This window comes from Streptomyces sp. NPDC104226, from assembly GCF_055584085.1.
Genome location: NZ_JBVJMS010000001.1, coordinates 820,142 through 844,712, shown reverse-complemented (window position 1 = coordinate 844,712; position 24,571 = coordinate 820,142). Strand labels below are relative to the sequence as shown.

Here is a 24,571-nt window from a genome sequence, read left to right as displayed (position 1 = left end):
GGGGAGTCCGGGCCGGCCCCGGCGCCGTCAGCCGGTGTCGGGTCCCTCCTGCCGTACGGCGTCGTGGGCGGCCAGTGCGGCGCGCAGGGTCAGCAGGTCGGCGCCTCGGGTCGCGTCCAGTCCGGTGAACTCCGCCGCCTTGCGCAGGCGGTAGTCCACCGTGTTGGGGTGGACCTGGAGCCGGGCGGCGGCCCGCCGACGGTCGAGGCCGCAGGCGAAGAAGGTGCGCAGGGTGTCGAGCAGCTCCGGACGCCCGGCCAGCGGGCCGAGCCGTGAGGCGAGCCCGTCCCTGGCCGGGCTCGGGCGGCTCAGCTGGTACTCCAGCAGTACGTCGTCGAGCAGGTAGAGGCCGGGCCCCCGCCCGGACGCCTGCGCCACCCTGCGTACCTCGCCGACCGTCCTGGCCGCTTCCGCGACGCCGTCCGGTACCGCAGCGGCGGCCGCCACCAGGAGTTCGGCGCCGCACATCACACCGAGCTGCTCGACGAGCCGGTTGAGCCGCTCCCGGTCCGCGGCGGCGAACTCGGCGGCCGGAGTCTCGTACGGGATCAGGACCAGCCCGCCCTCGCGGGACAGCACGGACAGTGCGACGCCCGGCGTCTGGCGCTGCAACTCGTTGCGCAGCCGCCGGAGTTTGCGGCGTGCGGCGACGGTGTGGTTCACGCCGGGCCGCAGCTCGTCCGGGTGCGGTCCGATGGTGAGGGCCAGGACGAGGTACGAGGGGGGCAGCCGGATGCCGGCCCGGTCGGCCGCGGCCTGCGGGCTGCCGCCCTCCAGCAGCCTGGACAGCAGGGCCTGCCGGGCGACCTGCTCCTCACCGAGGGCCGCCTGCCGCTCCTGTACATACCCTGCCGCGACCGCGCAGCTCACCTGGCGGAGGTAGCCGAGCAGTCGTTGCTGGACCAGCAGCACGTCCGGAAGGTCGCCCGGTTCGGCCGCCGCGAGGACCTGGGCGGCGCATTCCTCCGCACCGAAGTGGTAGGCGCCGACGACGGCTTCGAGCGGTACGCCCTCGTCGGCGCGGCGGGCCGAGGACTCGCTGATCCTCGCCAGCTCGGACTCCTCCGGCAGCTCGCCGTGGCGCAGCACCCGGACGAAGGCCCGGATCCCGCGGTCCACCTCTTTGGTGACCTCGCCGCGGAGCTGTTCCGAGGGCAGTGCTCCGTAGGCGGGCAGTCGCTCGACGAGCAGGGCCGTCACCGCCGGTGCCAGGGTCGGCGCGGCGGCCAGCAGCCGCTTGTGCACCGGGACGCCGCCGAACTGCGGCCCCTCGTCACCGTCGGTGCGCGACTCGGGTTTGGGCGCGGTCACAATCCACCTCGCGAATCTCTGTGGTGCGACCCGGAGACACGGCCCCGTACCGCCCGCATCCTGGTTTCCGGGACGTTACTTACTAGTTGGTAACACGCCCGCCCGGTGGATCGCCAGAGGCGTTCGAACGCGAACCGCATCCTCCACCGGATCCCCACGCCCCCACACGCACGGGAGGACCGCCATGACCAGAAACGCCGTTCGTCTCCTGGCCACTGCCCTGGTCGCCGCGATCGCCGTGACCGCCGCGCCGGCGGCAACGGCCGCCACGGACGCCGCGGGCGCCACGGCCGCAGCGGTCACGCCGTCGCGTGCCACCGCGAGCGACCCGTTCTACACCTACACGGGCAGCGAGCCCCTTTCCTCGTTCGCGCCGGGCGCGGTGCTGAACACACGGACGCTGCAGTACCACATCGTGGGCCTGCCCACGCCCGTCAAGGCGATCCAGCTCCTCTACCGCACGACCGACGCCCAGGGCCGCCCCTCCGCCAACGTGACCACGGTGGTGCGCAGTCTGACGGGCGACGGACGCAAGGCGGTGTCCTACCAGTCGTTCTACGATTCGCTCGACCCCGAGCACGGACCGTCCCGGGCCATCGCGGGCGACCTCAGCCTGGGCGGCGCCATCGCGAACGCCGAGTCCCTCTTCCTGGTGCCGCTGCTGCTGCAGGGCTACAACCTCGTCATCGCGGACACCGAGGGGCAGAACGCCGACTTCGCGGCCGGCCCGGAGTACGGCACGAACACGCTCGACTCGATCCGCGCCGCGACCAGGTCCGCGGAGACCGGCATGAACGCCGACACGAGGTTCGGGCTGATGGGCTACTCCGGCGGCGCCATCGCGACCAACTGGGCGGCCGCCCTCGCTCCGGTCTACGCGCCCGAGGTCAACAGCAAGCTGGTCGGCTTCGCCGAGGGAGGCCTGCTGGTGGACCCGGCACACAACCTCAAGTACGTGGACGGCTCCCTCGTGTGGTCGGGCGTCATCCCCATGGCGATCATCGGCGTCTCCCGCTCCTACGGCATCGACCTCAAGCCCTACCTCAACAGCTACGGGCTGGAGGTCTACCAGGGGCTGGAGCGCGGGTCGATCGTCGACGCGCTGGGCCGCTACCCGGGCCTGACCTGGAAGAAGATGGCGAAGTCGCAGTACGCCGACCCGAACTCGGTGCCCGCCTTCCTGGAGGCGGTGAACAAGGTCAATCTCGGCTCGGCGCCCACCCCGTCCATCCCGGGATACATCGCCCAGGGCAACGGGGGAGTCCTGGAAGGGACCTTCAGCAACCGCCCCGGCATCGGCACCGGTGACGGGGTCATGGTCGCCGGAGACGTACGGGCCCTCGCCCGGCAGTACTGCTCGACCGGCAACGGAGCGATCAAGTACCAGCAGTACGACCTGCTCAGCCACGTCGGCGTGCCCGTCGTCTGGGCACCGCAGGCGATGAGCTGGCTGGGGGACCGGTTCGCGGGCCGCAGCGCCCCGTCCGACTGCGGCCGCATCCGCCCGGGCAACTCGCTGGCACCGGAACAGCCGGTCCCGGCGTCCTGACGCCAGGGTCCTGACGCCCGCCGCCCGACCCACGTGACCGCCCCGCCGAACCCGGCGGGGCGGTCACGTGTCGTGCTGCGGGGCTGCGCTCAGGCGGGACCGCCGGTGTCCTCGTCGGGCTCCGCGAGGTCCTCCGGCTTTCCCCGGGGAAGGAGGGCGACCGCCACGGCCGCCGCGAGCAGGACCGCGGAACCCGCGTAGAACGCGGCCGCCACGGCATCGGTGACCGCGCCCTTGAGCGCGGGCAGCAGATCGGCCGGGATCCCGGCAGGCAGGCCCGCGCCGTTCTGCGTCGCCTCCACCGTCCTGCCGATCGACCGCTCGACCTCGTCGAAGCGCTCGGGAGGGATACGGGCGTCCCGGTGCAGGACCTCCTCCATGCGTGCACTCTGCAGGTGCGCCACGATCGCGCCCATGACCGCGAGCCCCAGCACCGCGCTGATCTCCCGGGCGGTCTGCATCACCCCGGCCGCGTACCCGCGCATCCGGCTGGCGGTGCCGTGCAGGGCGGTCATCCAGGCAGGGCTGACGCAGAGGCCCATCCCGATGCCCATCACGCAGTAGAAGGCGACCAGCCACGCGGAGTCCTGCCGGTGCAGTGCCACCGCCGACCCGAGCAGGGCCGCCACGCACAGCGCCATGCCGATACCGAGGGGGATACGAGCTCCCAGTCGGTCGTAGAGCCTCCCGCCGACGGGAGCGAACAGGACCGTGGGCAGAGTGAGCGGCAGTACGGCGACCCCGGCTTCGAAGGGCGACAGTTCCATGACGTCCTGGAGCCAGATGACCCCGAACACGGCGAATCCGACGAACGCGAATCGGACCGTGGAGATCACCGCCGTACCGACCGCGAACTCCCGGCGTGCGAACAGCTCGAAGTGGAGCAGCGGATGGGCGATCCGGCGTTCGCGCACGACCAGGAGCGCCAGCAGCACGACACCGGAGCCGAGCAGCGTGAGGACGGCGGTCGAGCCCCACCCCCAGTGCCGGGCCTGCATGAGGGCCAGAACCACGCACACCAGCCCGCCGGTCAGCAGTGGTGCGCCACCCCAGTCGACCCGTTCGCGCCGAGGCGGCTCTTCGGTGAGCAGGAGGCGTGCGAGGACCACCGCGGCGATGCCGATGGGAGGGTTGACGAAGAAGATCGCGCGCCAGGAGACCTCCGAGGTGAGCAGCCCTCCGATCAGGGGGGCCATGCCGTAGAAGAGGGTCGACACGCTGGAGGAGATGCCCATGGCCTGGCCGCGCTGCCCGCTGCCGAACTCCTTGTAGAGGAGTACCTGGGAGGCGGGCCGCAGGACAGCCGCACCGGCTCCCTGTACGGCGCGCGCGGCGATGAGCCAGGCCTCGGACCGGGCCAGGCCCGCGGCGATCGATGCCACGACGAAGAGCAGGGTCCCGATGCGGAAGGCGCGCTCGTGCCCCAGGACGTCCCCGAGGCGTCCGCCGAGCGCACTCACGCCGGCGAAGCCGAGCAGGTACGCATTGATGATCCACTGGAGTCCGGTGGTCGAAGCACCGAGGTCCCGCTGGATGGTCGGCAGGGCGACCAGCACCGCCAGGGCGTCGATGGCGATCATCGACGAAGCGCAGGTCATCGTGGCCAGGACCCACCACTGGTGACGCCCGGCCAGGAAGTGCCGCGACCGTTCCACCCGTTCTCTCCCGGTAGATCCAGATCAGTGCGGAGCGTTCCGGTGCCCGTCCGTCTCCGTCGGGACGGCCCCGTCCGTCACCCGGGTCCCCGGATGCAGCAGCGCACACAGGAACGCCAGACCCAGCGCGATGGCCATCCCGTAGAAGACCCACTGGTTGCCCGCGGCGTAGTCCGCGCGCAGGGCCCGCCCGAAGTTCCGTATCAGTGCGGCCGTGGGCCCGTCTCCGGTGGGCATCCGGTCGTCCGGATGGCCGGTGATCGCCTCCGTGACCCCGCGCGCCGCGTTGCGGGCCTCGCCCTCCGGCATGCCGGTCGCGGTGAGCGTCGAGGTGACCCGGCCGGTCGTGGCGTGGATGAGGACCGTCCCGAAGACCGTCATGCCCAGGGCGGAGGCGTAGTTGCGCACCGTCTGGGTCAGGCCGGTGACCTCGCCGTACGTGGAGTCGATCGCCCGGTTCACGGCGTCGGTGGACGCGGGGGAGAGCAGGAAGCCGATGCCGGCTCCGGCGAGGCAGACGTAGGGCCACTGGTCGTGGGCCGACAGGACGGTCAGCTTCCACGCCCACAGGGCGAACCCCAGGCAGCCGAGCGCCGAGCCGATCAGCATCGCGGGCCGGGCACCGCGTTTGTCGAGGATCCTGCCGCCCGCCTGGGCCGCGAGGGCGAAGCCCGCGAAGAAGTACAGCAGGTAGAACCCGGCCTGATACGTCGAGGCGCTGAGCGAGATCTGTGCGTACACCGAGGCGAAGAACATCACCGGGACGAACGCCAGCATCGCGCAGAAGAGCACGAGGACGTCGGCCGTGAACGCCCGGTCGCGGAAGACGCGCAGCTTGACGAGGGGATCGGCGGTCCGCAGTTCGTGTCTGCAGAAGAGCACGATCAGGACCAGCCCGCCGATGATGCACGCCCAGGTCGCGGAGGCGCCCCAGCCCCAGGACGGGGCCTGCTGCAGGCCGAGGACGCTCAGCCCCAGGCCGGAGGCGACGAGTGCGGCCCCCGGAACGTCCAGGCGTTCGGGCCGCCGGACGTTCGGGATGTGCGCGGGTGCGAGGAGGAGGAGCGAAACCAGTGCGATGGGGAGGTTGACCCAGAAGATGGCCCGCCAGGTCCAGCCGGTCAGCACACCCCCGAGCAGCGGGCTGACGACGGTGAGGGAGCCGGCCGCCACGTAGAACACGGCCAGGGCCCTGCCCCGTTCGTCGACGGGGAAGGCACCGACGAGGATGGCGACGGCGGCCGGGAAGAGCAGGGCCGCGCCGAACCCCTGGAGGGCACGGGAAAGCACGAGCCAGGCCTGGGCGAAGTCTCCCACCGGCGCCGCACTGCACAGCAGGGACGCCCCGGCGAAGGCCACGGTGCCGACGACCACCATGCGGCGGTGCCCGAAGATGTCGGCGAGCCGCCCGCCGAGTGCGAAGAACGCGGCGAGGGCGAGCAGGTAGGAGTTGACCACCTGCTGCATGCCGGACGAGCTGAGGCCGACGTCGTCCACGATGTTCGGGGCCGCGATGCTGACGATCGTCTGATCCACGAAGATCATCGAGACGGCGAAGAGCATGGCCGCCAGGGTCAGGACCCGCCTCGGGCCGCCTTCCCGCCCATCGGCGTTCCCCGGCGGGGACCTGGCCGGCAGACCGGGCGGGGACCCGGCCGGAATGCCCGGTGGGGCCCCGTCCGGAGCACCGTCGGCGGGGCCCTCCTCGGCCCCGCTGCCGCGAGCACCCGGGCAGGTACCCCCGGCGGTGCCCCCACTGCCGTTCACACGTCCCATCCTCCCCGCGGGGGATCGGTCGCGCACACCGGGCGGCCGTGACCTGCGGCGTCCGTCAGGGGCGGTGGCGGTCGTGACCCTGGCAGGTGGGCGCGCGGGTGGCCGCGTGGGTGGCGGTGCCGAGGAACGTGGCCCGGTAGCAGTCAGGGGCGTTCTTCCCGCCCGGAACCGCGCAGGTGGCCTCGCCCCGGCCGTCGGACCTCTCGATACAGAGCACCCTCGACCCGGTGGAGAAGAGGATTTCCTCGCCCGCCAGGGGCCGGCCCCCACTGGTCAGCCGGGCCTTCAGCGTGGCACCCGGGTTGCTCAGCGCACCGGGTGCGCCCTCGTGCTTCCCGTTGGACCGAACCTTCAAGGTCAGGCCGGCCGGGGTCGCGCCGACGGTCCTGGTCCCGATGGCGATCCCCAGCGGCATGTCGAAGCCGTCGATGGGGGGCTCGATGACGGTGTTGGTGGCGGTGTCGATCGCCGAGACGCTGTCGTTCCCGGAGCTGGTGACGTAGACGCGCGAGCCGTCCGGAGTGACCGCCACGCCCAGGGGCTCCTGTCCGGAGGGCACGTTGGCGATGACGGCGGGCGGGGTGGCGGTGAGGTCGATCACCGACACGTTGCCCGCGCCGAAGTTCGCGGTGTACGCACGCCTGCCGTCCGGGCTGACCGCCACGTCCGCGGGGCTGGTCGTCCCTCCGCCGACGCTGATGGTCCCGACGACCGTGTCGTTCGCGGTGTCGATGACCGAGACCGTTCCGTCCCCGAAGTTGGTGACGTAGACGCGCGTGCCGTCCGGGTTCGCCGCCACGCCCTGGGGGAACGAGCCGACGGGGATGGTGCGTTCGAAGGTGTTGTTCACGGTGTCGACCACGGCCACGGCGCCCACGTCGAAGGAGGGGCGGATGGCGACGTACGCCTTGGTGCCGTGCACCGCGAGCGCCAGGTCCTGGGGGTTGTTTCCGACGTCGAAGGTGGTGACCGGCTCCGGGATGTCGGCGGTGTCGATCACGGACAGCGAGCCGTCGTTCTCGTTGGTGACGTAGGCCCGGGTGCCGTCCGGGTTCAGCGCCACGGCCGTGGGGCCGTCGCCGACGTCGACGGAGAGGCGGCTGCCGTCGGCGGGGAAGACGACCGCCATGGTGTTCGCCAGCGCGTTGGCGACGTACACGCGCGTGCCGTCCGGGCTCACCGCCACACCGTTGGGATCGGCATCGGGATCGGTGCTCACGGCGAACGTGCCGGTGACGGTGTTGTCGGCGGTATCGATCATCGACAGGCGGTCCGACCCGCCGTTGGCGACGTAGGCGAAGGTGCCGCTCTGCGCGCCGAGCGGCGGCGTGTCGGCCGCCGAGGCCGGGGCCGCCAGCGAGGCCAGTACGGCCAGACCCGCCACCCACCCCCGCGCGGGCGTCACCCACCGGCCACGTCCGGGGCGCGGCCCCGCGGGCTCCTGTTCCGGCCCGCTGAGGACCGAGACGGCCGACACCATGAAAGACCTCCCGCAGTGGACACCGGTGTGCGACCGACGACGCTAGGAGGGGTGAAGACGGCCACGCGCCCGACACCCCCGGACGAGAGCCGTTCGGACGATCCGAATGGGCCGTCCGGCTCCGAAGGCGCCCCTGTCATCGGTGGAACCGGGACCGGACGCACCGTGCGTGGTGGACCTGCGGCGCGGCGGATGCGGGCCACACTGGGGAGAGGGCCCCGGACGGTTTCCCGAGAGTCCCGGAGACCCGACCCCGGGGCGGAACGGACTCCGGCCGGTACCGGCATCCTTCGTCGATCGGGCACCCCCACATGAGCGAACTCACCGTCACGGCTCCGAAGAGACTCCTGGCCGGCGGTCTCCTCTGGGCGTCGCTGGTCCAGATCTTCATCGTGAACAACGCCGTCGTCATGCCCCGCGCGTCGCGACAGAGCCTGACGGACGAGATCATTTCGGCGCTCGGCGTCACGCGGTGCGCACGGGTCGAAGGCATCCGGTTCTGCTCCCCCTGGCACGAGGCCGCGAACACCGCCTGGGTCGTCGGAGGGCTCTGCCTGGCCCTGGGCGCGGTTCTCAACACGGTGCTCCTGCCGGCCGGCCGTCGGCGCACCGTGACCACCGCCGCCTTCGTCCTCAGCGGACTCGCGCTAGTCTCCGCCGGACTCAACCCGTACAACCTCCGTCTGGCACTCCACCTGCTGTCCGCCGGGACGTGCTTCATCGCCGGGGCGGTGGGAGTCCTGCTGCTCGGCAGCGCGTTCCGGCACATGGGCCGCCCCTACTGGGGGGCGACGGGCATGGCGTGCGGGGTGGTGTCCCTCGTGGGCACCGCGGTCACCGCCGTGCACCCGGCGCCCACGCTCCAAGGGCTGTTCGAGCGGGCGTCCGCGTGGCCCAGCGTGCTGTGGATCATCGGTACGGGGGTGGTCGTGGCCCGTGCCGCCTGGCGGACGTCCCGCCGTCCGGACGACCGGCCCGGGGCCCGCGGGCGGCTGCCCCGCCGGCCACCCTCCGCACACGGGAAGTGACCTCACACGGGGACCTCGCACGGAAAGTGACCTCACACGGAAAGTGACCTCCGAGCATGCCTTCTCCAGAGCCGGGCAGTGATTTCGCCCGACTGTCCAAGAAGATCAGGGCCGCCGGTCTGATGGACAGCCGCCCCGTCTACTACGCCCTGCGCGTCGCCGTCGTGACCGCGCTCTACGTCGCGGGCTGGGCAGCGCTCGTGGCGATCGGCGACAGCTGGTGGACGCTGCTGGACGCGGTCTTCCTCGCCTTCGTGTTCGGACAGGTCTCCCTGCTCGCCCACGACATCGCGCACCGGCAGGTCTTCCGGTTGTGCCGGGCGACCGAGGTCTCGGGGCGCTTCGTCGGGAACCTCTGCATCGCGATCGGCTACGGCTTCTGGCGGGACAAGCACACCCGCCACCACACACACCCCAACCACGAGGAGCTCGACCCCGACATCCGTCCCAGCGTCATCCTCTGGACCCAGGACCAGGCCCGCGCCGCGAAGGGGCTGCCACGGATCGTGGCCCGCGTCCAGGCGTTCCTGTTCTTCCCCCTCCTCACACTGGAGGCGTTCAACCTCCGCCTGGGCTCGATCCGGTCACTGGGGGACAGGACCCTGAAGAACCGGGGGTGGGAGGCGGCCCTCCTCGGCGGGCACTTCGCCGCCTATCTGGGCGCCCTGTTCCTGGTGTTGCCGCCCGGCAAGGGGATCGCGTTCCTCCTGGTCCACCAGTGCCTCTTCGGCATCTACCTCGGCTCCGTCTTCGCCCCGAACCACAAGGGCATGCCGACCCTGCGGGGCACGGACCGGACCGATTTCCTACGCCGCCAGGTACTGACCTCGCGCAACGTCCGGGGCGGACGCATCACCGACGTCCTGCTAGGCGGTCTGAACCACCAGATCGAGCACCACCTCTTCCCGAGCATGCCCAGCCCGAACCTGCGCAAGGCCCAGGCCATCGTCCGCAGACACTGCCAGGAGGCCGGGGTCGGCTACCTCGAGACCAGCCTGACCGAGTCCTACCGGCAGGCGCTCGGCAGCCTCCATCACGCGGGCGCGCCGCTCCGGGAAGCCCGTACGACGTAACGCCCACGGTCGCGCGCTCAGCCGGGCAGCGGCCCTGACTGCGTCGAACGCCGCACCACCAGCTCCGGCTCGAACACCACGTGCCGGTGCCGGTGGGCCGCGCCGCCCGGGCCGGTCTCCTCGGCGAGCATCTCGGCAGCGGTCCGCCCCATCGCCTCCGCGGGCTGGCGCACCGAGGTCAGCGGCACCGCGGCCGCCGCGGCGAACTCGATGTCGTCGTAGCCGACGATCGCGAGGTCCTCGGGTACCCGCAGGCCCGCCGCGAACGCGGCCTGCAGCATCCCGAGGGCCAGCAGGTCGTTCGCGCAGAACACCGCGGTCGGCCTCGGCAGCATCCCCAGCAGGCGGGCGCCGGCGTCGCGGCCCGCCGCCACGTCCAGCCCGTCCACCTCCAGGTCCAGCAGGACGGCGTCGCGCCCGGCCAGCGCCTGCAGCGCGCCGCTGCGGCGGTCGGCGACCTGCTGCAGCCGGTGGCGGCCGCCCGCGAACGCGATCCGCCGGTGGCCGCCCGCCAGCAGGTGCCCGGCCGCCAGGGCGCCGCCCCCGACGTCGTCCACCGACACCGAGCAGGCGTCGAGCCCCGGGGCCAGCCGGTCCACCAGCACGAAGGGCACGCCGCCGCGACGGAGCACCGCCGCCCCCGACCCCGCCGCGTCGGCCGGGGTCAGCAGCACCCCGCGCACCCGGTGCTCGGCGAAGAGGGCCAGGTAGTCCGCCTCGTCGGCGAGCCGCTGAGCGCTGTTGCAGACCATCACGCCCAGGCCCGCCGCGCGAGCCGCCTGCTCGGCCCCGCGCGCCACGGAGACGAAGAACGGGTTGCCCAGGTCGAGGACGAGCAGTCCGATGATCCGGCTGCTCCCGGAGCGCAGCTGGCGCGCCGATTCGCTGCGCACGTAGCCGAGCCGGTCGATCGCGGCCCGGACCCTGGCCCTGGTCGCCTCGCCGACCGTCTCGGGCCGGTTGATCACGTTGGAGACCGTGCCGACCGACACACCCGCCGCCCGTGCCACGTCCTTGATGCTCGCCGCGCCGCCCATGTCCCACCATTGAAAGGTTTCACCGGCTCCGACGGCCGCCCGGAACCCAGGCTACGACATCGCTCCAACACCTCCTTGCGGGCTCCTTGACGCTTCCCGCGGTCGCCCCTACCGTCGGGCTGAAACGATTCATAGCGTGGGAGGTGCTCCGGTGGCCGACCGATCCGCCGTGAAGGAAGCCCTTCGGGCCCAGCGCATCGAGACGCCCTCGTGGGGCTACGGGAACTCGGGGACCCGCTTCAAGGTCTTCGCCCAACCCGGCGTCCCGCGCGACCCGTTCGAGAAGCTCGCCGACGCGGCCCAGGTGCACGCCGCCACCGGCGTGGCCCCGAAGGTCTCGCTGCACATTCCCTGGGACCGGGTCGAGGACTACGGTGCGCTGTCCGCCCATGCCCGCGCGCTCGGGCTGGAGATCGGCGCGATCAACGCGAACGTCTTCCAGGACGACGACTACAAGCTCGGCTCCGTCACCCATCCGGACCCGCGGGTGCGCCGCAAGGCCCTGGACCACCTGCTGGAATGCGTCGACATCATGGACGCCACCGGCTCGCGCGATCTCAAGCTGTGGTTCTCCGACGGCACCAACTACCCCGGCCAGGACGATATTTCGGCGCGCCAGCAGCGACTCTCCGACGCCCTGTCGGAGGTGTACGAGCGGCTCGCGGGCGACCAGCGGATCCTGCTGGAGTACAAGCTGTTCGAGCCCGCGTTCTATGCCACGGACGTCCCGGACTGGGGCACCGCCTACGCGCACTGCCTCCGGCTCGGGCCCAGGGCCACGGTCGTCGTCGACACCGGCCACCACGCCCCCGGCACCAACATCGAGTTCATCGTCGCGTTCCTGCTGCGCGAGGGAAAGCTCGGCGGCTTCGACTTCAACTCCCGCTTCTACGCGGACGACGACCTGATGGTCGGCGCCGCCGACCCCTTCCAGCTGTTCCGGATCCTGCACGAGGTCGCCGGGAACGGCGGTTTCGCCGCCGAGGCCGGCGTCGCGTTCATGCTCGACCAGTGTCACAACATCGAGGCGAAGATCCCCGCGATCATCCGCTCGGTGATGAACGTCCAGGAGGCCACGGCCAAGGCCCTGCTGGTCGACCGCGAGGCCCTGACGGCAGCTCAGGACGCGGGCGACGTACTCGGAGCCAACGAGGTGCTGATGGACGCCTACGCCACCGACGTCCGTCCGCTGCTGGCGGAGGTCCGCGCCGAGGACGGGCGGGACCCGAACCCGGTCGCGGCCTACCGGGCCGGCGGCTGGGCCGAGAAGATCGTCGCCGAGCGGGTCGGTGGATCCCAGGCCGGATGGGGGGCCTGAGCCGTCCGCCCCGCGGGCCGGCCCGCATCATCTCGCCCGTGCGGGCCGGCCCGCATCATCTCGCCTGTGCGGGCCGGCCCGCATCGCCTCGCCCCCGCGGGCCGGCCCGCACCCGCCTCGCGCAGCCCACGAGAGCGCCACCGCCACCAGACAGGAAGCTGCTCCCGCCATGGCCCAGCACCCCGCAGTCGCCGCCCTCCTCGCCCGCTCCCGACGGCTCGGATCGGATCCGCGCAACACCAACTACGCCGGCGGCAACACCTCTGCCAAAGACGCGGCCACCGACCCCGTCACCGGGCGGCCCGTCGACCTCATGTGGGTGAAGGGCTCCGGCGGCGACCTCGGCACCCTCGCCGAAGCGGGCCTGGCCGTGCTGCGGCTGGACCGCCTGCGCGCCCTCGCCGACACCTACCCGGGCGTGGAACGGGAGGACGAGATGGTCGCCGCGTTCGAGTACTGCCTGCACGGCAAGGGCGGCGCGGCCCCGTCCATCGACACCGCCATGCACGGCCTGCTCGACGTCGCGCACGTCGACCACCTGCACCCCGACTCCGGCATCGCGCTCGCCACCGCCGCCGACGGCGAAAGCCTCACCGCCGCCTGCTTCGGCGACACCGTCGCGTGGCTGCCCTGGCGCCGACCCGGCTTCCAGCTCGGCCTGGACCTCGCCGAGCTTTATCGGGCCCGCCCGCAGGCCATCGGCTGCATCCTCGGCGGTCACGGCATCACCGCCTGGGGCGCCACCAGCGAGGAGTGCGAGGCCAACGCCCTGCACATCATCCGCACCGCCGAGGACTTCCTGGCCCGCCACGGCAAGGCCGAGCCGTTCGGCCCGCCGCTCGACGGCTACGAAGCCCTGCCGGAGGCCGAACGCCGCCGGCGCGCCGCCTCGCTCGCCCCCGTCATCCGCGGTCTGGCCTCCACCGACCTCCCGCAGGTCGGCCACTTCACCGACGCCGCGCCCGTGCTGGACTTCCTCGCCCGCGCCGAGCATCCCCGCCTGGCCGCCCTCGGCACCTCCTGCCCCGACCACTTCCTGCGCACCAAGGTCGCCCCGCTCGTCCTCGACCTGCCCGCCGCCGCGCCCCTGGACGAGACGATCACCCGCCTGCGGAAGCTGCACACCGACTACCGGACCGCCTACCGGGCCTACTACGAGCGGTACGCCACCGCGGACTCGCCCCCCATGCGCGGCTCCGACCCGGCGATCGTCCTGGTCCCGGGCGTCGGCATGTTCTCCTTCGGCAGGGACAAGCAGACCGCCCGCGTGGCCGGCGAGTTCTACCTCAATGCGATCAACGTGATGCGCGGCGCGGAGGCGGTCTCCCGCTACGCCCCGATCGAGGAGCGCGAGAAGTTCGCCATCGAGTACTGGGCACTGGAAGAGGCGAAGCTGCGGCGCATGCCCGCGCCCAAACCGCTGGCCACCCGCATCGCCCTGGTCACCGGCGCCGGATCGGGCATCGGCAAGGCCATCGCGCACCGCCTGGCCGCCGAAGGCGCCTGCGTCGTCGTCGCCGACGTCGACACCGGCACCGCCCGGGCCGTCGCCGACGAACTCGGCGGCCCGGACCGCGCCGTGGCGGTCACCGTCGACGTCACCTCCGAGGAGCAGATCGCCGAGGCGTTCCGCACCGCCGTCCTCGCCTTCGGCGGCGTCGACCTGGTGGTCAACAACGCGGGCATCTCCATCTCCAAGCCGCTGCTGGAGACCACCGCCGACGACTGGGACCGGCAGCACGCCATCATGGCCCGCGGCTCCTTCCTCGTCTCCCGGGAGGCCGCCCGCACCATGATCGGACAGGGCCTGGGCGGCGATCTCGTCTACATCGCCTCGAAGAACGCGGTCTTCGCCGGGCCCAACAACATCGCGTACTCCGCCACCAAGGCCGACCAGGCCCATCAAGTCCGACTGCTGGCAGCCGAGTTGGGTGAACACGGAATCCGCGTCAACGGCGTCAACCCGGACGGCGTGGTCCGCGGCTCGGGCATCTTCGCCGGCGGCTGGGGCGCCCAGCGGGCCGCCACCTACGGCATCGCCGAGGAGCAGCTCGGCGCGTTCTACGCCCAGCGCACCCTCCTCAAGCGCGAGGTGCTGCCCGAACACGTCGCCGCCGCCGTCTTCGCCCTCACCGGCGGCGACCTCACCCACACGACCGGCCTCCACATCCCCGTCGACGCCGGCGTCGCCGCGGCCTTCCTGCGCTGAGGCGGCGGTGACGCCCCGTACCCCCCACACCCCGACCGCCTTCGCCGCGGCGGACCTCGGCGCCACCAGCGGACGGGTGCTCGTCGGCCGGGTCGGCCGCGACCGCCTCGACCTCACCGAGACCCACCGCTTCGACAACACTCCTGTCCAGCTCCCGGACGGATTGCACTGGAACGCCCTCGGCCTGTACCAAGGCGTCCTGGACGGCTTCCGGGAGGCCGCCGCGCTCGCGGAACTCGCCTCCGTCGGCATCGACAGCTGGGCCGTCGACTACGGGCTCCTCGACGCCGACGGCGCGCTCCTCGGCAACCCGTTCCACTACCGGGACCCGCGCGGCGCCGCCGCCGTGCAGTCCGTCTGGTCCCGCCTCCCGCCCGGCGAGCTGTACCGGATCAGCGGCCTTCAGCACCTGCCGTTCAACACGGTCTTCCAGCTCGCCGCCGAGAAGCACCTCGACCGCGCCCGCACCCTGCTCCTGCTGCCCGACCTGATCACCCACTGGCTCACGGGCACCGTCGGCGCAGAGGTCACCAACGCCTCCACCACGGGCCTGTACGACGCCCGCACCGGCGCCTGGTCCGCCCCGGTCCTCTCCGCGCTCGACCTCGACCCGGCCCTCCTCCCCGCACTGCGCCGCCCGGGCGACCACGCCGGCACCGTCCTGCCGCACGTCGTCGCCGCCACCGGCCTGCGCCCCGACACCCCCGTGATCGCGGTCGCCTCCCACGACACCGCCTCCGCGGTCGCCGCCGTCCCCGCCGACACCGAGGACTTCGCCTACATCTCCTGCGGCACCTGGTCGCTCGCCGGCCTCGAACTCGACGCGCCCGTCCTCACCGATGCCTCCCGCGCCGCCAACTTCACCAACGAGCTCGGTATCGACGGCACCGTCCGCTACCTGCGCAACGTCATGGGCCTGTGGCTGCTCAGCGAGAGTCTGCGCACCTGGCGTGCCCGAGGCAAGGGGCACCACCTGCCCGAGCTGCTGGAACGCGCCGCTGCCGCCCGCCCGTTCGCGGCGCTCGTCGACCCCGGTGCCCCCGAGTTCCTCGCCCCCGGCGACCTGCCGGCCCGCCTCGCCGCGCACTGCGCCCGCACCGGCCAGCACCTGCCCGAGGACCAGGGGGCCGTCGTCCGCTGCATCCTGGAGAGCCTGGCACTGGCGCACCGTCACACGCTCTTCCAGGCCGCAGAGTTGACCGGCCGCACGATCCGGACCGTCCACCTCGTCGGCGGCGGCAGCCGCAACGCCCTGCTGTGCCGGCTCACCGCCGACGCCACCGGCCTGCCCGTCATCGCGGGCCCCGCCGAGGCCACCGCCATCGGCAACATCCTCGTCCAGGCCCGCGCCCGGGGCCTGGTCGAGGACCGCGGCGCCATGCGTCGCCTGGTCGCCCGCACCCAGCGCCTGCAGCGCTACGAGCCCGCCGGAGACCTCCGTGCGTGGGACGCCGCCGCCGCCCGCGTGGGGCTCACCTGACCTGAGCCGCACGGCGTGGACGCGGCACACCTTCCCCTGCCCTACAGATCGTGACGGTCAGTCAAGTATCGCTAAAATTCGAATGGTTGCCGATCGCCAATCTGGAAATACTCCCTTTACCGAAGGGAAACGTACTGGCCGCCAGGTGGCCGGGTGTGCATTTTCCCGATGCGATCGCGCGACCAGCGGCTGCCCTTCGTGTCATCCCCGATCTCGCTGTCATCGCTGTGAGCTGCCCGCACGCCGTCACCATGACCCCGAACAGCGAGGCCCCGCGTCGATCGAAAGCCGCGCCGCAAAACAATTGCGGTCACCCCCAGCAGGTTTGGAAACACAACCTGTTCGGCTCTCGAAGCCGTTTCTCAGAGTTCGGAGGGTTTCCATGCGCACGCCTCGTCGCAGCTCCCTGCGCCTCCTGAAGGGCCTGTCACTGTCACTGTCCGCAGTGCTGCTGGCCGTCTTCGCCGCGCCTCAGGCCGGCGCCGCCGCCACGCCGACCGTGTGGATCCTGGACGCCACCGACCGGCCCTTCACCTCGACCACCCCGCCGGGCTGGGCGCCGACCAGGATCGAGCTGTACGCGGCCCGCAACGCCTACGAGGGGGCGCAGATCCTGGTGCGCTCCGCTTCGGCGCAGACCGGGGTGTCCGTCACCCCCAGGGCGTTGACCGGCCCCGGCGGCGCGACCATCCCCGCCGCGAACATCACCACGCGCTACGAGTACAACCACCCGAACATCCAGAAGATCGGCAACGTCCAGAGCCCGCCCGACGGGGGGACCGCCTACTACGACGCGCTGATGGACAACAGCCCGCGGTCGGTGCCGGCCAACACCACCTACGCCTCCTACTACCAGGTCTACGTGCCGGCCGGTCAGGCACCGGGCGTCTACACCGGCAGCGCCACGGTGAACAGCAGCCTGGGCGACGTCTCCGTGCCGGTCTCGGTGACCGTCTACAGCGCCACGATCCCGCCCACCTCGCAGTCCACGTTCAAGATGAACAACTGGTTCTCCTCGGCGGGCTGGGACTACGCGGGCACCGAGGCGTCGATCCCGAACGTGTACGGCGTGAAGATGTACGACGCCAACTGGTGGAAGGTCGAAGCCAACATCGCGGCGAACATGGCGCGGCACCGGAACAACGTGATCTACGCCGACGCGGTGGCCCTGCTGATCCCGGACACCACGGTCGACGCCGCGGGCCGCTTCACCTTCGGCTGGGCCACCTTCGACCGGTTCGTCAACCTCTTCGTCAATGCCGGGGCCATGCAGTACATCTACACCCCGACCCTGCTGGAGCCGCCTGCCGACGCACCGCAGCTCGACACCCTGGTGCCGGTCAACGGCGTCAGCGGCGCGGTCAAGCACGTGCTCTGCCGGCCCAACTCCGCCGCGGCCGACGGCTGCCCGAACACCAACAACTGGCTGAACCAGTTGTTCCCGGCACTGAAGGCGCACCTGGACGCCAAGGGCTGGACGGACAACTTCTACATGAGCGCCCTGGACGAGCCCACCACCCCGCAACAGGCCACGGCCTCCAACTGGCTGTACACGCAGTACGAGAAGTACTTCCCGAACCCGCGGACCAACGAGGCGCAGCTGACCAACTTCACCGGGAACGCGGCGCACCTGTCGACGCAGACCCCGCTCTTGTCGACCTACGACGCGAACGTCGCGCTCTACCAGAACTTCCGGATCAGCGGGAAGGACCTGTGGCTGTACACCTGCATCCTCCCGCAGGGCGCGTACATGAACCGCTTCACCAGCAACCACCTCAGCGCCACCAGGCTCCTTCCCTGGCTGACCTGGAAGATCGGCGGCACCGGCTACCTGCACTGGGGCTGGAACTACTGGCACGACGGTTTCAGCGAGCCGTACCCGGCCGCCGACACCTTCAACACCCCGCAGACCGGAGACCACTGGCTGGTCTATCCGAACAAGGCCTCCTACGGCATTTACGACAGCCTCCGCAGCGAGGCCCAGACCGCGGGCCTGCAGGACTTCGAACTGCTGCAGCAGCTGGCCGCGGTCAAACCGCAGGCGGCGCGCACCCTGGCCGAGACGCTGATCACCAATCCGACGGCGTACGACCTCTCCGGGTGGAACGTCGAGGGCCGGCACAAGCAACTCCTCGACGAACTGGCCTCGGCGACCGGCGACCTGGCGCTGCCGTTCACGGACGACTTCAGCGGCGGCGACCACTTCTGGACCCACACCCGCGGCGCCTGGTCGACCAGCGGCGCCCGGTACACGCAGTCCGACGCATCGGCGAACTGGGGGTACGTCTCCTACCTGCGCGGCCGGGGCTACACCGACGTGTCGGTCGGCGTGGACCTGCAGATCACCGGAGTGAGCCCGTACGGCGGCAACACCAACTGGGCCGGTCTGATGGTGCGTTCGGCCAACGGCACGGACCTGGACTCCGGCTACCTGATCGCCCAGCGGGACAACGGCGAGGTGTTCGTCTACCGCAGCGGCACGAGGATCGGCTCGGCGTCCGTACCCGGCTACGTGCCGGGGCAGCGCAACCACCTGCGCGTCGTGGCAAGCGGGAAGGTCCTGAAGGTGTACTCCGGTACCGGTCAGGCGCCGGTGCTGACCGTCACCGACGGGGCGTTCACCGCAGGCGACGTGGGTCTGGTCACCGGGGGAGCCAGCGCGAACTTCTGGAACGCCCGGGTCATGCCGACCTCCATCGCCCCGGCCGAGAGCGCCGCCGTCACCGCCTCCAGCTCGTACGAGGCCGACGGCTGGGGCGTCCGCTCGGCGGTCGACGGGCAGCGGCCGTCGGCCCCGAACGCCGCGGGGTGGAGCAGCTCCGGCAGTACCGCCACCAACCACACCGAGTGGGTGCGGCTGGACCTGGGCTCGACCCGGCCCGTGAGCCGGGTGGACCTCTACCCGCGCAGCGACGGGGCCAACACGGGCCAGGGCTTCCCGGTCGACTTCACCATCCAGACCTCCACCAACGGCACGAACTGGACCACGGTCAGCACCAGGACCGGGTACGCCAGGCCCGGCGCCACGGCGCAGGCCTTCCCGTTCACGACGGTCGACGCGCGGTACGTGAGGGTGACGGGAACGAACCTGAGCAGAGATCAGTTCGGCAGCTACCGCATGCAGTTCGCGGAGATCGAAGCCCTCGGCGGAGACCTGGCCCTGGGCCGCAGGGCGACCGCCTCCAGCTCGGTCGAGTACCCCGGAGAGGGCTGGCTGACCGCCAACCTCACCAACGGCGTCCGGCACACCCAGCTGTGGAACTCCTCGGGCTGGAGCAGCGCCGGCAGCGGATCCCCGAACACCACGCAGTGGGCGCGGGTGGACCTCGGCGGCCCGTCACGGATCAGCCAGGTCACGCTGTACCCCCGCGACGACGCACCGAACACCGGGCGCGGCTTCCCGTCTGCCTTCACCGTCCAGGTCTCGGCCGACGGTACGAACTGGACCACCGTGGTGTCGGAGAGCTCGTACCCGCGCCCCGGCGCCGGCGGGATCTCCTTCCCCTTCGCCGCCACCACCGCCCGGTACGTGAAGGTCACCGGCACCACCCTCACCGCGGACCAGTTCGGCGTGTACTACATGCAGCTGGCGGGGATCGGTGTGTCATGACGAAGCACCGGATCTGCTTCCTGCTCCAGGTGAAGGCCGAACTCGCCGCCGAGTACCGCGAGCGCCACGCCCGGGTGTGGCCGGAGATGCTCGATGCCCTCCGGTCCACCGGCTGGACGAACTACTCCCTGTTCCTGCGCCCGGACGGCCTGCTCGTCGGCTACCTGGAGACCGAGGACTTCGACCGCGCCCGCGAGGCGATGTCCGCCACCGAGGTCAACGCCCGCTGGCAGGCCCAGATGTCCCACTACTTCCAGAACCTGGACGGCACGCCGGCCGACCAGGCGATGGCACCGCTGACAGAGGTGTTCCACCTGGACTGACAGCCGTGTCGGCCGGCATCCGCCCCACCCGACGGGTACAAGGGAGGGGCACACCGCCGGCCCCCGGCGTTCCGAGACGAGGAGCCAGCTGCTGCCGGCGCTGTGGATGTACCGTCCTGAACTCAGTCGAGCGGTACGGCGGCGAGGCGGTCGGTGGTCTGGGGGTAGAGCCGGTTGCCGCGCTGCACGATCATGGTCGGGCCGTCGGGCATGTTGACGGCACCCGCGGAGAGCGTCCACACGACGCGGCGGGCGGCGACGTCCACCGCGATGACCGCCTGACCGTCGCCGCCGACCGCCGCGTAGAGCTCCCCGCGGAACGGGGCGGGAGCCGCCAGCATGGAGACGTACGCGCCCGGGTCGTGGGTCCACAGCTTCTTCCCGGTCGACTCGTCGAAGGCCTGGAGCGCCCCGTCCGCCACGTACACCGTTCCGTTCACGCAGACGGGTGCGCTCAGCAGCTTCGTACCCTCCGGCTCCAGCTTCCAGGCCACCGCTCCCGTCACCAGGTCCACCGCCGTGATCCGCTCCTCGAAGTCGAAGACGTGACGGTCAGAGGCGACCGGGCTGTTGATGCCTCCCGACTTGTCGGACGATTTCGCCTCCTCGTCGGTGCGGACCCTGCAGGCCCACAACTGGCGGCCCTCGCGCAGGTCGACGGCGAAGACGCGTGCGGGGTCCGAGCAGATCAGGCGGCCGTCGGAGACGATCGCCGACATCATGAGCGAGCCCATCGAGTCCAGGACGGCGCCCTCGACGCGCATGCGCCAGCGCAGTTTCCGGGCGCCCGGATCGTAGGCGACCAGCCAGGCCTCCTCTTCCTGCCGTCGATCGTCGGAGCGGAAGTACGCCCGCAGGTAGAGGCAGTCGGCGTCCGCGGCGAGCAGCTGCGTGGTGTGGGCGAGGCCGCCCAGCACGGCCGGGTCGGCGGCGTCGGCGGGGAGGCGGCCGGTGGCCGGGTCCAGGTATCCGGCGCTCGCCAGGCCGTCCTCGTCGAACACGAAGCCCGCGAGGCGGTCTCCCGCCACGGCCACGTCGACCTTGACGCTCTGCGTCTCCCACAGCACCCGGCCGTCGGCGGTCGAGATGCCGCGCAGGACGTCGCTCGTGTGGATCAGGACCTCGTCGGACGCGACGACCGGGGAGGCCGACATCGGGGACGCGACCGACCACAACGGAGCCGGCGGCGAGCCGGGAGGTCGCGAACTCCGGCCCGGTCCGGCCGGCGCCGTACGGTTCCCCGAGCCGCCGCCGTTCCCCGAGCCGGGGAGGTTCCCGGTGGCCCAGAGAGCAGAGGCGCCCGCCACGGTGGTGAGCGCTGCGGCCGCCGCGCCCGCGATCAGCGTGCGGCGGGAGACCGCGCGGCGCGGGGCGGGCGCGCGCAGCGGGGCGGTGGCGACGGTGGCGACGTCGCCGATCCGGCGGGACAGGTCGGCGAGCAGCGCCTGCGGCAGCAGCTCGGCGAACTCCCCGGCGTCGAACGGCCCCCACTCCTCGCAGAGCCGGCCGGGCGCCGGCCGGTCACCCGGCTCCGGTGACAGGCAGGCGGTGAGCGTCCCGCGCAGCCCGTCCGGCAGGCCCGTAAGGTCGGGGTCGGCCCCGTGCCGCAGCAGTTCGAGGGTGCTCTGCCGGCCGCGGGCTTCGTAGGGGCCGTGACCGGTCGAGGCGAACACCAGGACCGCGGCGAGGGCGAACACATCGCCTTCCGGGCCGGGCGGCCCCCCGCGCGCCTGCTCCGGTGACATGTACGCCGGTGTGCCCGCCAGCCCCCCGGCCTCGGTGAGGCGTGGGCTGCCCGGGGCCTGGGCGAGCCCGAAGTCGATGAGCCGGGGGCCCTGCGCGGTGATCAGTACGTTCGAGGGCTTCACGTCCCGGTGGACGAGCCCGGCACGGTGCAGGGCGGCGAGGGCGCCGGCGAGCGCCGAGCCCAGTCCGCGGACGACCGGCTCGGGCAGCGTCCCCCCGGCCGCCACCGCCTCCGTCAGCGAGGGCCCGATGAGGTACGCCGTGGCCAGCCAGGGCCGGGCCGTGTCGGGGTCGGCGCCGAGGAAGGCCGCGGTGTGCTCCGCTCCCAGGGTCCGCGCGGCCTCGGCCTCCAACGCCAGCCGTTGGCGGTGGCCGGGCTGGTCGCGCAGGTCGGACCGGACGGTCTTGACCGCGGCGAGGCGGCCGCCGGAGGTGCGGGCCAGGAAGACGGTCCCCATGCCGCCGGCGCCCAGCCGGCCGAGCAGGGTGTAACCCCCGAGCTGTTCGGGGTCGTCGGGCAGCAGGGGCAGGAGGGTGGACATGACCGGTGGACTCCTTCGGGGCGGCGGTCGGGGGCCGGCGGTCGGCGTTCGGCGGTCGTTTCGGGGTCAGTCCGCCGGGAGGGCGACGACGGCGGACGGCCGGGCGACGAGCAGGGTGCCGGGAGCCGCGGCGAGTTGGAACGGTTCCCGGGCCTCCACCCCCGCGAGCCCGGTCTGCCACAGCCGTTTTCCCGAAGGGAGGCCGGTCGCGGTGACCTGGTGCAGCGTCGCGAGGTAGAGGGTGCGTCCGGAATCGCTTGCGGTCATGCTCCCGAGCATGTTCCACTCCAGGTTCTCGTTGAGCGTCTGCTCCCACCGCGTCCGGCCGGTGTCCGGATCGACGGCAACGACGGGGCCCGTGCCGTCGTCGGTCAGGTACAGGGTGTCGCCGCTGAAGAGGGGCGGTGCGTTGGTCCCGCCGACCAGGGCCTGTGACTCCCACAGCCGGGTGCCGGTCTTGAGGTCGTAGGCGTGGGCGTTCCCGCGGGAGAGCAGGAACAGCCGGCCGCCGCCCGCCGGGTCCACCGCCGAGGCGGGGCCGGCGTGCACGTCGGGATAGGAGCGGTTCCAGAGCATGCGCCCGCCGGCCCGCTCGAAGCCGGCGATCGTCAGGGTCCGGACGGACGTGACGTCCCGGAACAGCGTCTGCCGGGATACCTGTACCTCCACGACGACCGTCTCGGGGCCGACGGCGGTGGAGAGTTGGCCGTTGCCGAATCCGCTCGGCAGCGGAGTGCGCCACACCTCCTTGCGGTGGTCCAGGTCGAAGGCCGCCAGCAGGTATCCGCCCGTCGGACTCCCGTCCCCCACGAGCAGCCACGCCGTGGAGCCGTCGGCGGCGAGCACCCGCGAAAGGTTCTCGCTGCGCTGGAGCCACTGGGTACGGCCGTCCCGCATGGAGCAGAGCGACAGCCCCTCGCGCGTGGCCGTCAGGAAGCGGTCGCCGGGTACGGAGACGGGCATGGTGCTGCCGCCGGTGGGCAGCTGCCACACCTCCTTGCCGGTGCGCAGGTCGTGCCCGTACAGGGCGTCGCCACGCGTCATCAGGCAATGGTCGGCGCTGCTCACCGGGAGGAGCCGGGTGCGGGCCGTCGGGTCGTCCAGGCGCCACAGGGCGGCCGGCGGCATGCCGGGCACGCGGGAACCCGTACCGGAACCGCTCCCTGCCGCGGGCGGGCCGGTACGGTCGTCCGCGCGGGTCAGGGCGGACCAGCCGAGGGTCCCGGAGACCCCCAGGGCGGCGCCCGCCGCGCCGGTCAGCAGGCCGGACAGGACCCGGCGGCGGGTGGGCCGGTCGGCCGCGCCGTGGGCGGCCGGGTCCGGAGCGGGGCCGGGGGAGGAGGGCGTCGCCACCTGGGTGGCGGGGTGCGGGGGCGCGGGTGCATCGGCGTCCGCCGGGGCACGGTCGTCGGGGTGTCCGTCCCCGCCCGCATCGGCGTCCGTGTCCGCATCGGCCATTTCGAGGTCGGCGATCGCCTGCGTGCGTACGGCCAGTGCGGCGACGACCCGGCCGGGCAGCGGGTCCGGTGTCCGCTCCGCGTCCTGCCCGCCGGGGGCCAGCGTCCGGCAGAGCTCCGCGGCAGTGGGCCGGTCGTCCGGGGAGGCGGCCAGGGCCGCGGCCACCACCTCGCCGAGCTCTCCCGGCAGTTCGGGCAGTTCGGGGCGGTTGTGGAGGGCGCGGTAGGCCAGCACGGGCGGCGGGCCGTCCCCGAAGGGCAGCCGCCCGGTGGCCGTGTGGAGCAGCAGCACCGCCAGGGAGTACACGTCGGCAGCGGAGGAGGAGGGCCGCCCCGCGGCCACCTCCGGGGCCATGAAGGCGGCGGGCACGGTCGACACGCGGCTCTGCGCTTCGGGCCTCCCGTGCTCTGCCCGGGGTCGCGGCTCTTGGCCGGGCCCCCGCTCCCGGTGCGGTTCGTGAGGCGGGTGCGGGGACGGCGTACGGCAGGCGTGCACGGCCATCAGCAGCGGGCGGCCCGTGGTGAGCCAGACGCCGTCGGGTGCCACCGCGCCGTAGCTGATGCCCCGGGAGTGCAGGGCGGCCAGGGAGTCGGCGATCTCCGCGGCGAGCCGCACCGACTGTTCCAGGGGCAGGGTGCCGGACTGTGTTCCGGGCCGCCGCCCCACGTCCGAGAGGGACACGGCAGGGGAGTGTACGAGGGCCACCCAGGCGGGCTCGGTCCCGGTGTTCAGGTCCAGTACGGCCGGCACTCCCGGCACGGGACCGCGGCTCAGCGTCTCGGCCGCCCGGTACGCGGCCGGGGGCAGCAGGCACACCACGGCGTGCCCGTGGTCCCGGTCGCGGCCGACGTACATGCCGCCCCGCGGCGGCACCGGCCGCGGGCCTGGCCAGCGGGCCAGCACCCGGTACGGACCGGCCGACCGCGGGTCTTCGGGGCGCAAGCCCTCGCCCAGACGTCCGCCCCCCATGCGTTCC

15 protein-coding genes are annotated in these 24,571 nt (G+C 72.5%); 8 read left to right on the top strand and 7 right to left on the bottom strand.

The window, feature by feature from the left end; all coding sequences use genetic code 11:
* Nucleotides 1–27: 27 nt before the first annotated feature.
* Nucleotides 28–1,311 (bottom strand): PucR family transcriptional regulator, encoded by a 1,284-nt coding sequence (locus ACZ60J_RS03710; RefSeq protein WP_469678758.1) that lies wholly within the window; start codon nt 1,309–1,311, stop codon nt 28–30.
* A gap of 184 nt (nt 1,312–1,495) precedes the next feature.
* On the opposite strand from ACZ60J_RS03710, the gene ACZ60J_RS03705 reads away from it, so the two are divergent.
* Complete coding sequence (locus tag ACZ60J_RS03705) at nt 1,496–2,860, top strand: lipase family protein (protein ID WP_469678757.1); 1,365 nt, start codon at nt 1,496–1,498, stop codon at nt 2,858–2,860.
* 89 nt (nt 2,861–2,949) lie between these two features.
* On the opposite strand, the gene ACZ60J_RS03700 is transcribed toward ACZ60J_RS03705, so the two are convergent.
* The 3 genes from ACZ60J_RS03700 to ACZ60J_RS03690 form a co-directional block, all read right to left on the bottom strand.
* Entirely contained in the window at nt 2,950–4,515 is a 1,566-nt protein-coding gene (locus tag ACZ60J_RS03700) for an MFS transporter (RefSeq protein ID WP_469678756.1), read from the bottom strand.
* Between the two features lie 24 nt (nt 4,516–4,539).
* Nucleotides 4,540–6,078 (bottom strand): MFS transporter, encoded by a 1,539-nt coding sequence (locus ACZ60J_RS03695; RefSeq protein WP_469678755.1) that lies wholly within the window; start codon nt 6,076–6,078, stop codon nt 4,540–4,542.
* 268 nt (nt 6,079–6,346) lie between these two features.
* Entirely contained in the window at nt 6,347–7,771 is a 1,425-nt protein-coding gene (locus tag ACZ60J_RS03690) for a YVTN family beta-propeller repeat protein (RefSeq protein ID WP_469678754.1), read from the bottom strand.
* 311 nt (nt 7,772–8,082) lie between these two features.
* Here ACZ60J_RS03690 and ACZ60J_RS03685 point away from each other — a divergent pair, with 311 nt between their 5' ends.
* Both ACZ60J_RS03685 and ACZ60J_RS03680 read left to right on the top strand, forming a co-directional pair.
* Nucleotides 8,083–8,799 (top strand): DUF998 domain-containing protein, encoded by a 717-nt coding sequence (locus ACZ60J_RS03685; protein WP_469678753.1) that lies wholly within the window; start codon nt 8,083–8,085, stop codon nt 8,797–8,799.
* A gap of 56 nt (nt 8,800–8,855) precedes the next feature.
* Nucleotides 8,856–9,872, top strand: coding sequence for a fatty acid desaturase family protein (locus ACZ60J_RS03680; protein ID WP_469678752.1), 1,017 nt, complete (start codon nt 8,856–8,858; stop codon nt 9,870–9,872).
* 17 nt (nt 9,873–9,889) lie between these two features.
* Here ACZ60J_RS03680 and ACZ60J_RS03675 read toward each other — a convergent pair whose 3' ends face one another.
* Nucleotides 9,890–10,909: a LacI family DNA-binding transcriptional regulator gene (locus ACZ60J_RS03675; protein WP_469678750.1), complete on the bottom strand. Its 1,020-nt coding sequence runs from the start codon at nt 10,907–10,909 to the stop codon at nt 9,890–9,892.
* 151 nt (nt 10,910–11,060) lie between these two features.
* Here ACZ60J_RS03675 and rhaI point away from each other — a divergent pair, with 151 nt between their 5' ends.
* From rhaI to ACZ60J_RS03650, 5 genes are all read left to right on the top strand, one after another.
* Nucleotides 11,061–12,227 (top strand): L-rhamnose isomerase, encoded by a 1,167-nt coding sequence (rhaI, locus tag ACZ60J_RS03670; protein ID WP_469678748.1) that lies wholly within the window; start codon nt 11,061–11,063, stop codon nt 12,225–12,227.
* A gap of 169 nt (nt 12,228–12,396) precedes the next feature.
* Nucleotides 12,397–14,436 carry a bifunctional aldolase/short-chain dehydrogenase gene (locus tag ACZ60J_RS03665; RefSeq protein WP_469678746.1) on the top strand — a complete coding sequence of 680 codons (2,040 nt, stop codon included), beginning with the start codon at nt 12,397–12,399 and terminating at the stop codon, nt 14,434–14,436.
* 7 nt (nt 14,437–14,443) lie between these two features.
* Nucleotides 14,444–15,916, top strand: a complete 1,473-nt coding sequence (locus ACZ60J_RS03660) for a rhamnulokinase (protein ID WP_469678744.1) — start codon at nt 14,444–14,446, stop codon at nt 15,914–15,916.
* A gap of 382 nt (nt 15,917–16,298) precedes the next feature.
* Nucleotides 16,299–19,526 carry a discoidin domain-containing protein gene (locus ACZ60J_RS03655; RefSeq protein ID WP_469678742.1) on the top strand — a complete coding sequence of 1,076 codons (3,228 nt, stop codon included), beginning with the start codon at nt 16,299–16,301 and terminating at the stop codon, nt 19,524–19,526.
* Nucleotides 19,523–19,849: an L-rhamnose mutarotase gene (locus tag ACZ60J_RS03650; RefSeq protein ID WP_469678740.1), complete on the top strand. Its 327-nt coding sequence runs from the start codon at nt 19,523–19,525 to the stop codon at nt 19,847–19,849. Before ACZ60J_RS03655 ends, ACZ60J_RS03650 begins: the two co-directional genes overlap by 4 nt.
* Nucleotides 19,850–19,971: 122 nt before the next feature.
* Here the strand turns inward: ACZ60J_RS03650 and ACZ60J_RS03645 are convergent, their stop codons facing one another.
* Both ACZ60J_RS03645 and ACZ60J_RS03640 read right to left on the bottom strand, forming a co-directional pair.
* On the bottom strand, nt 19,972–22,137 hold the full coding sequence (locus ACZ60J_RS03645) for a protein kinase domain-containing protein (protein WP_469678738.1): 2,166 nt from the start codon (nt 22,135–22,137) through the stop codon (nt 19,972–19,974).
* A gap of 66 nt (nt 22,138–22,203) precedes the next feature.
* A complete protein-coding gene (locus tag ACZ60J_RS03640; RefSeq protein WP_469678736.1) occupies nt 22,204–24,564 on the bottom strand; it encodes an outer membrane protein assembly factor BamB family protein in 2,361 nt (786 codons plus the stop codon).
* Nucleotides 24,565–24,571 lie beyond the last annotated feature (7 nt).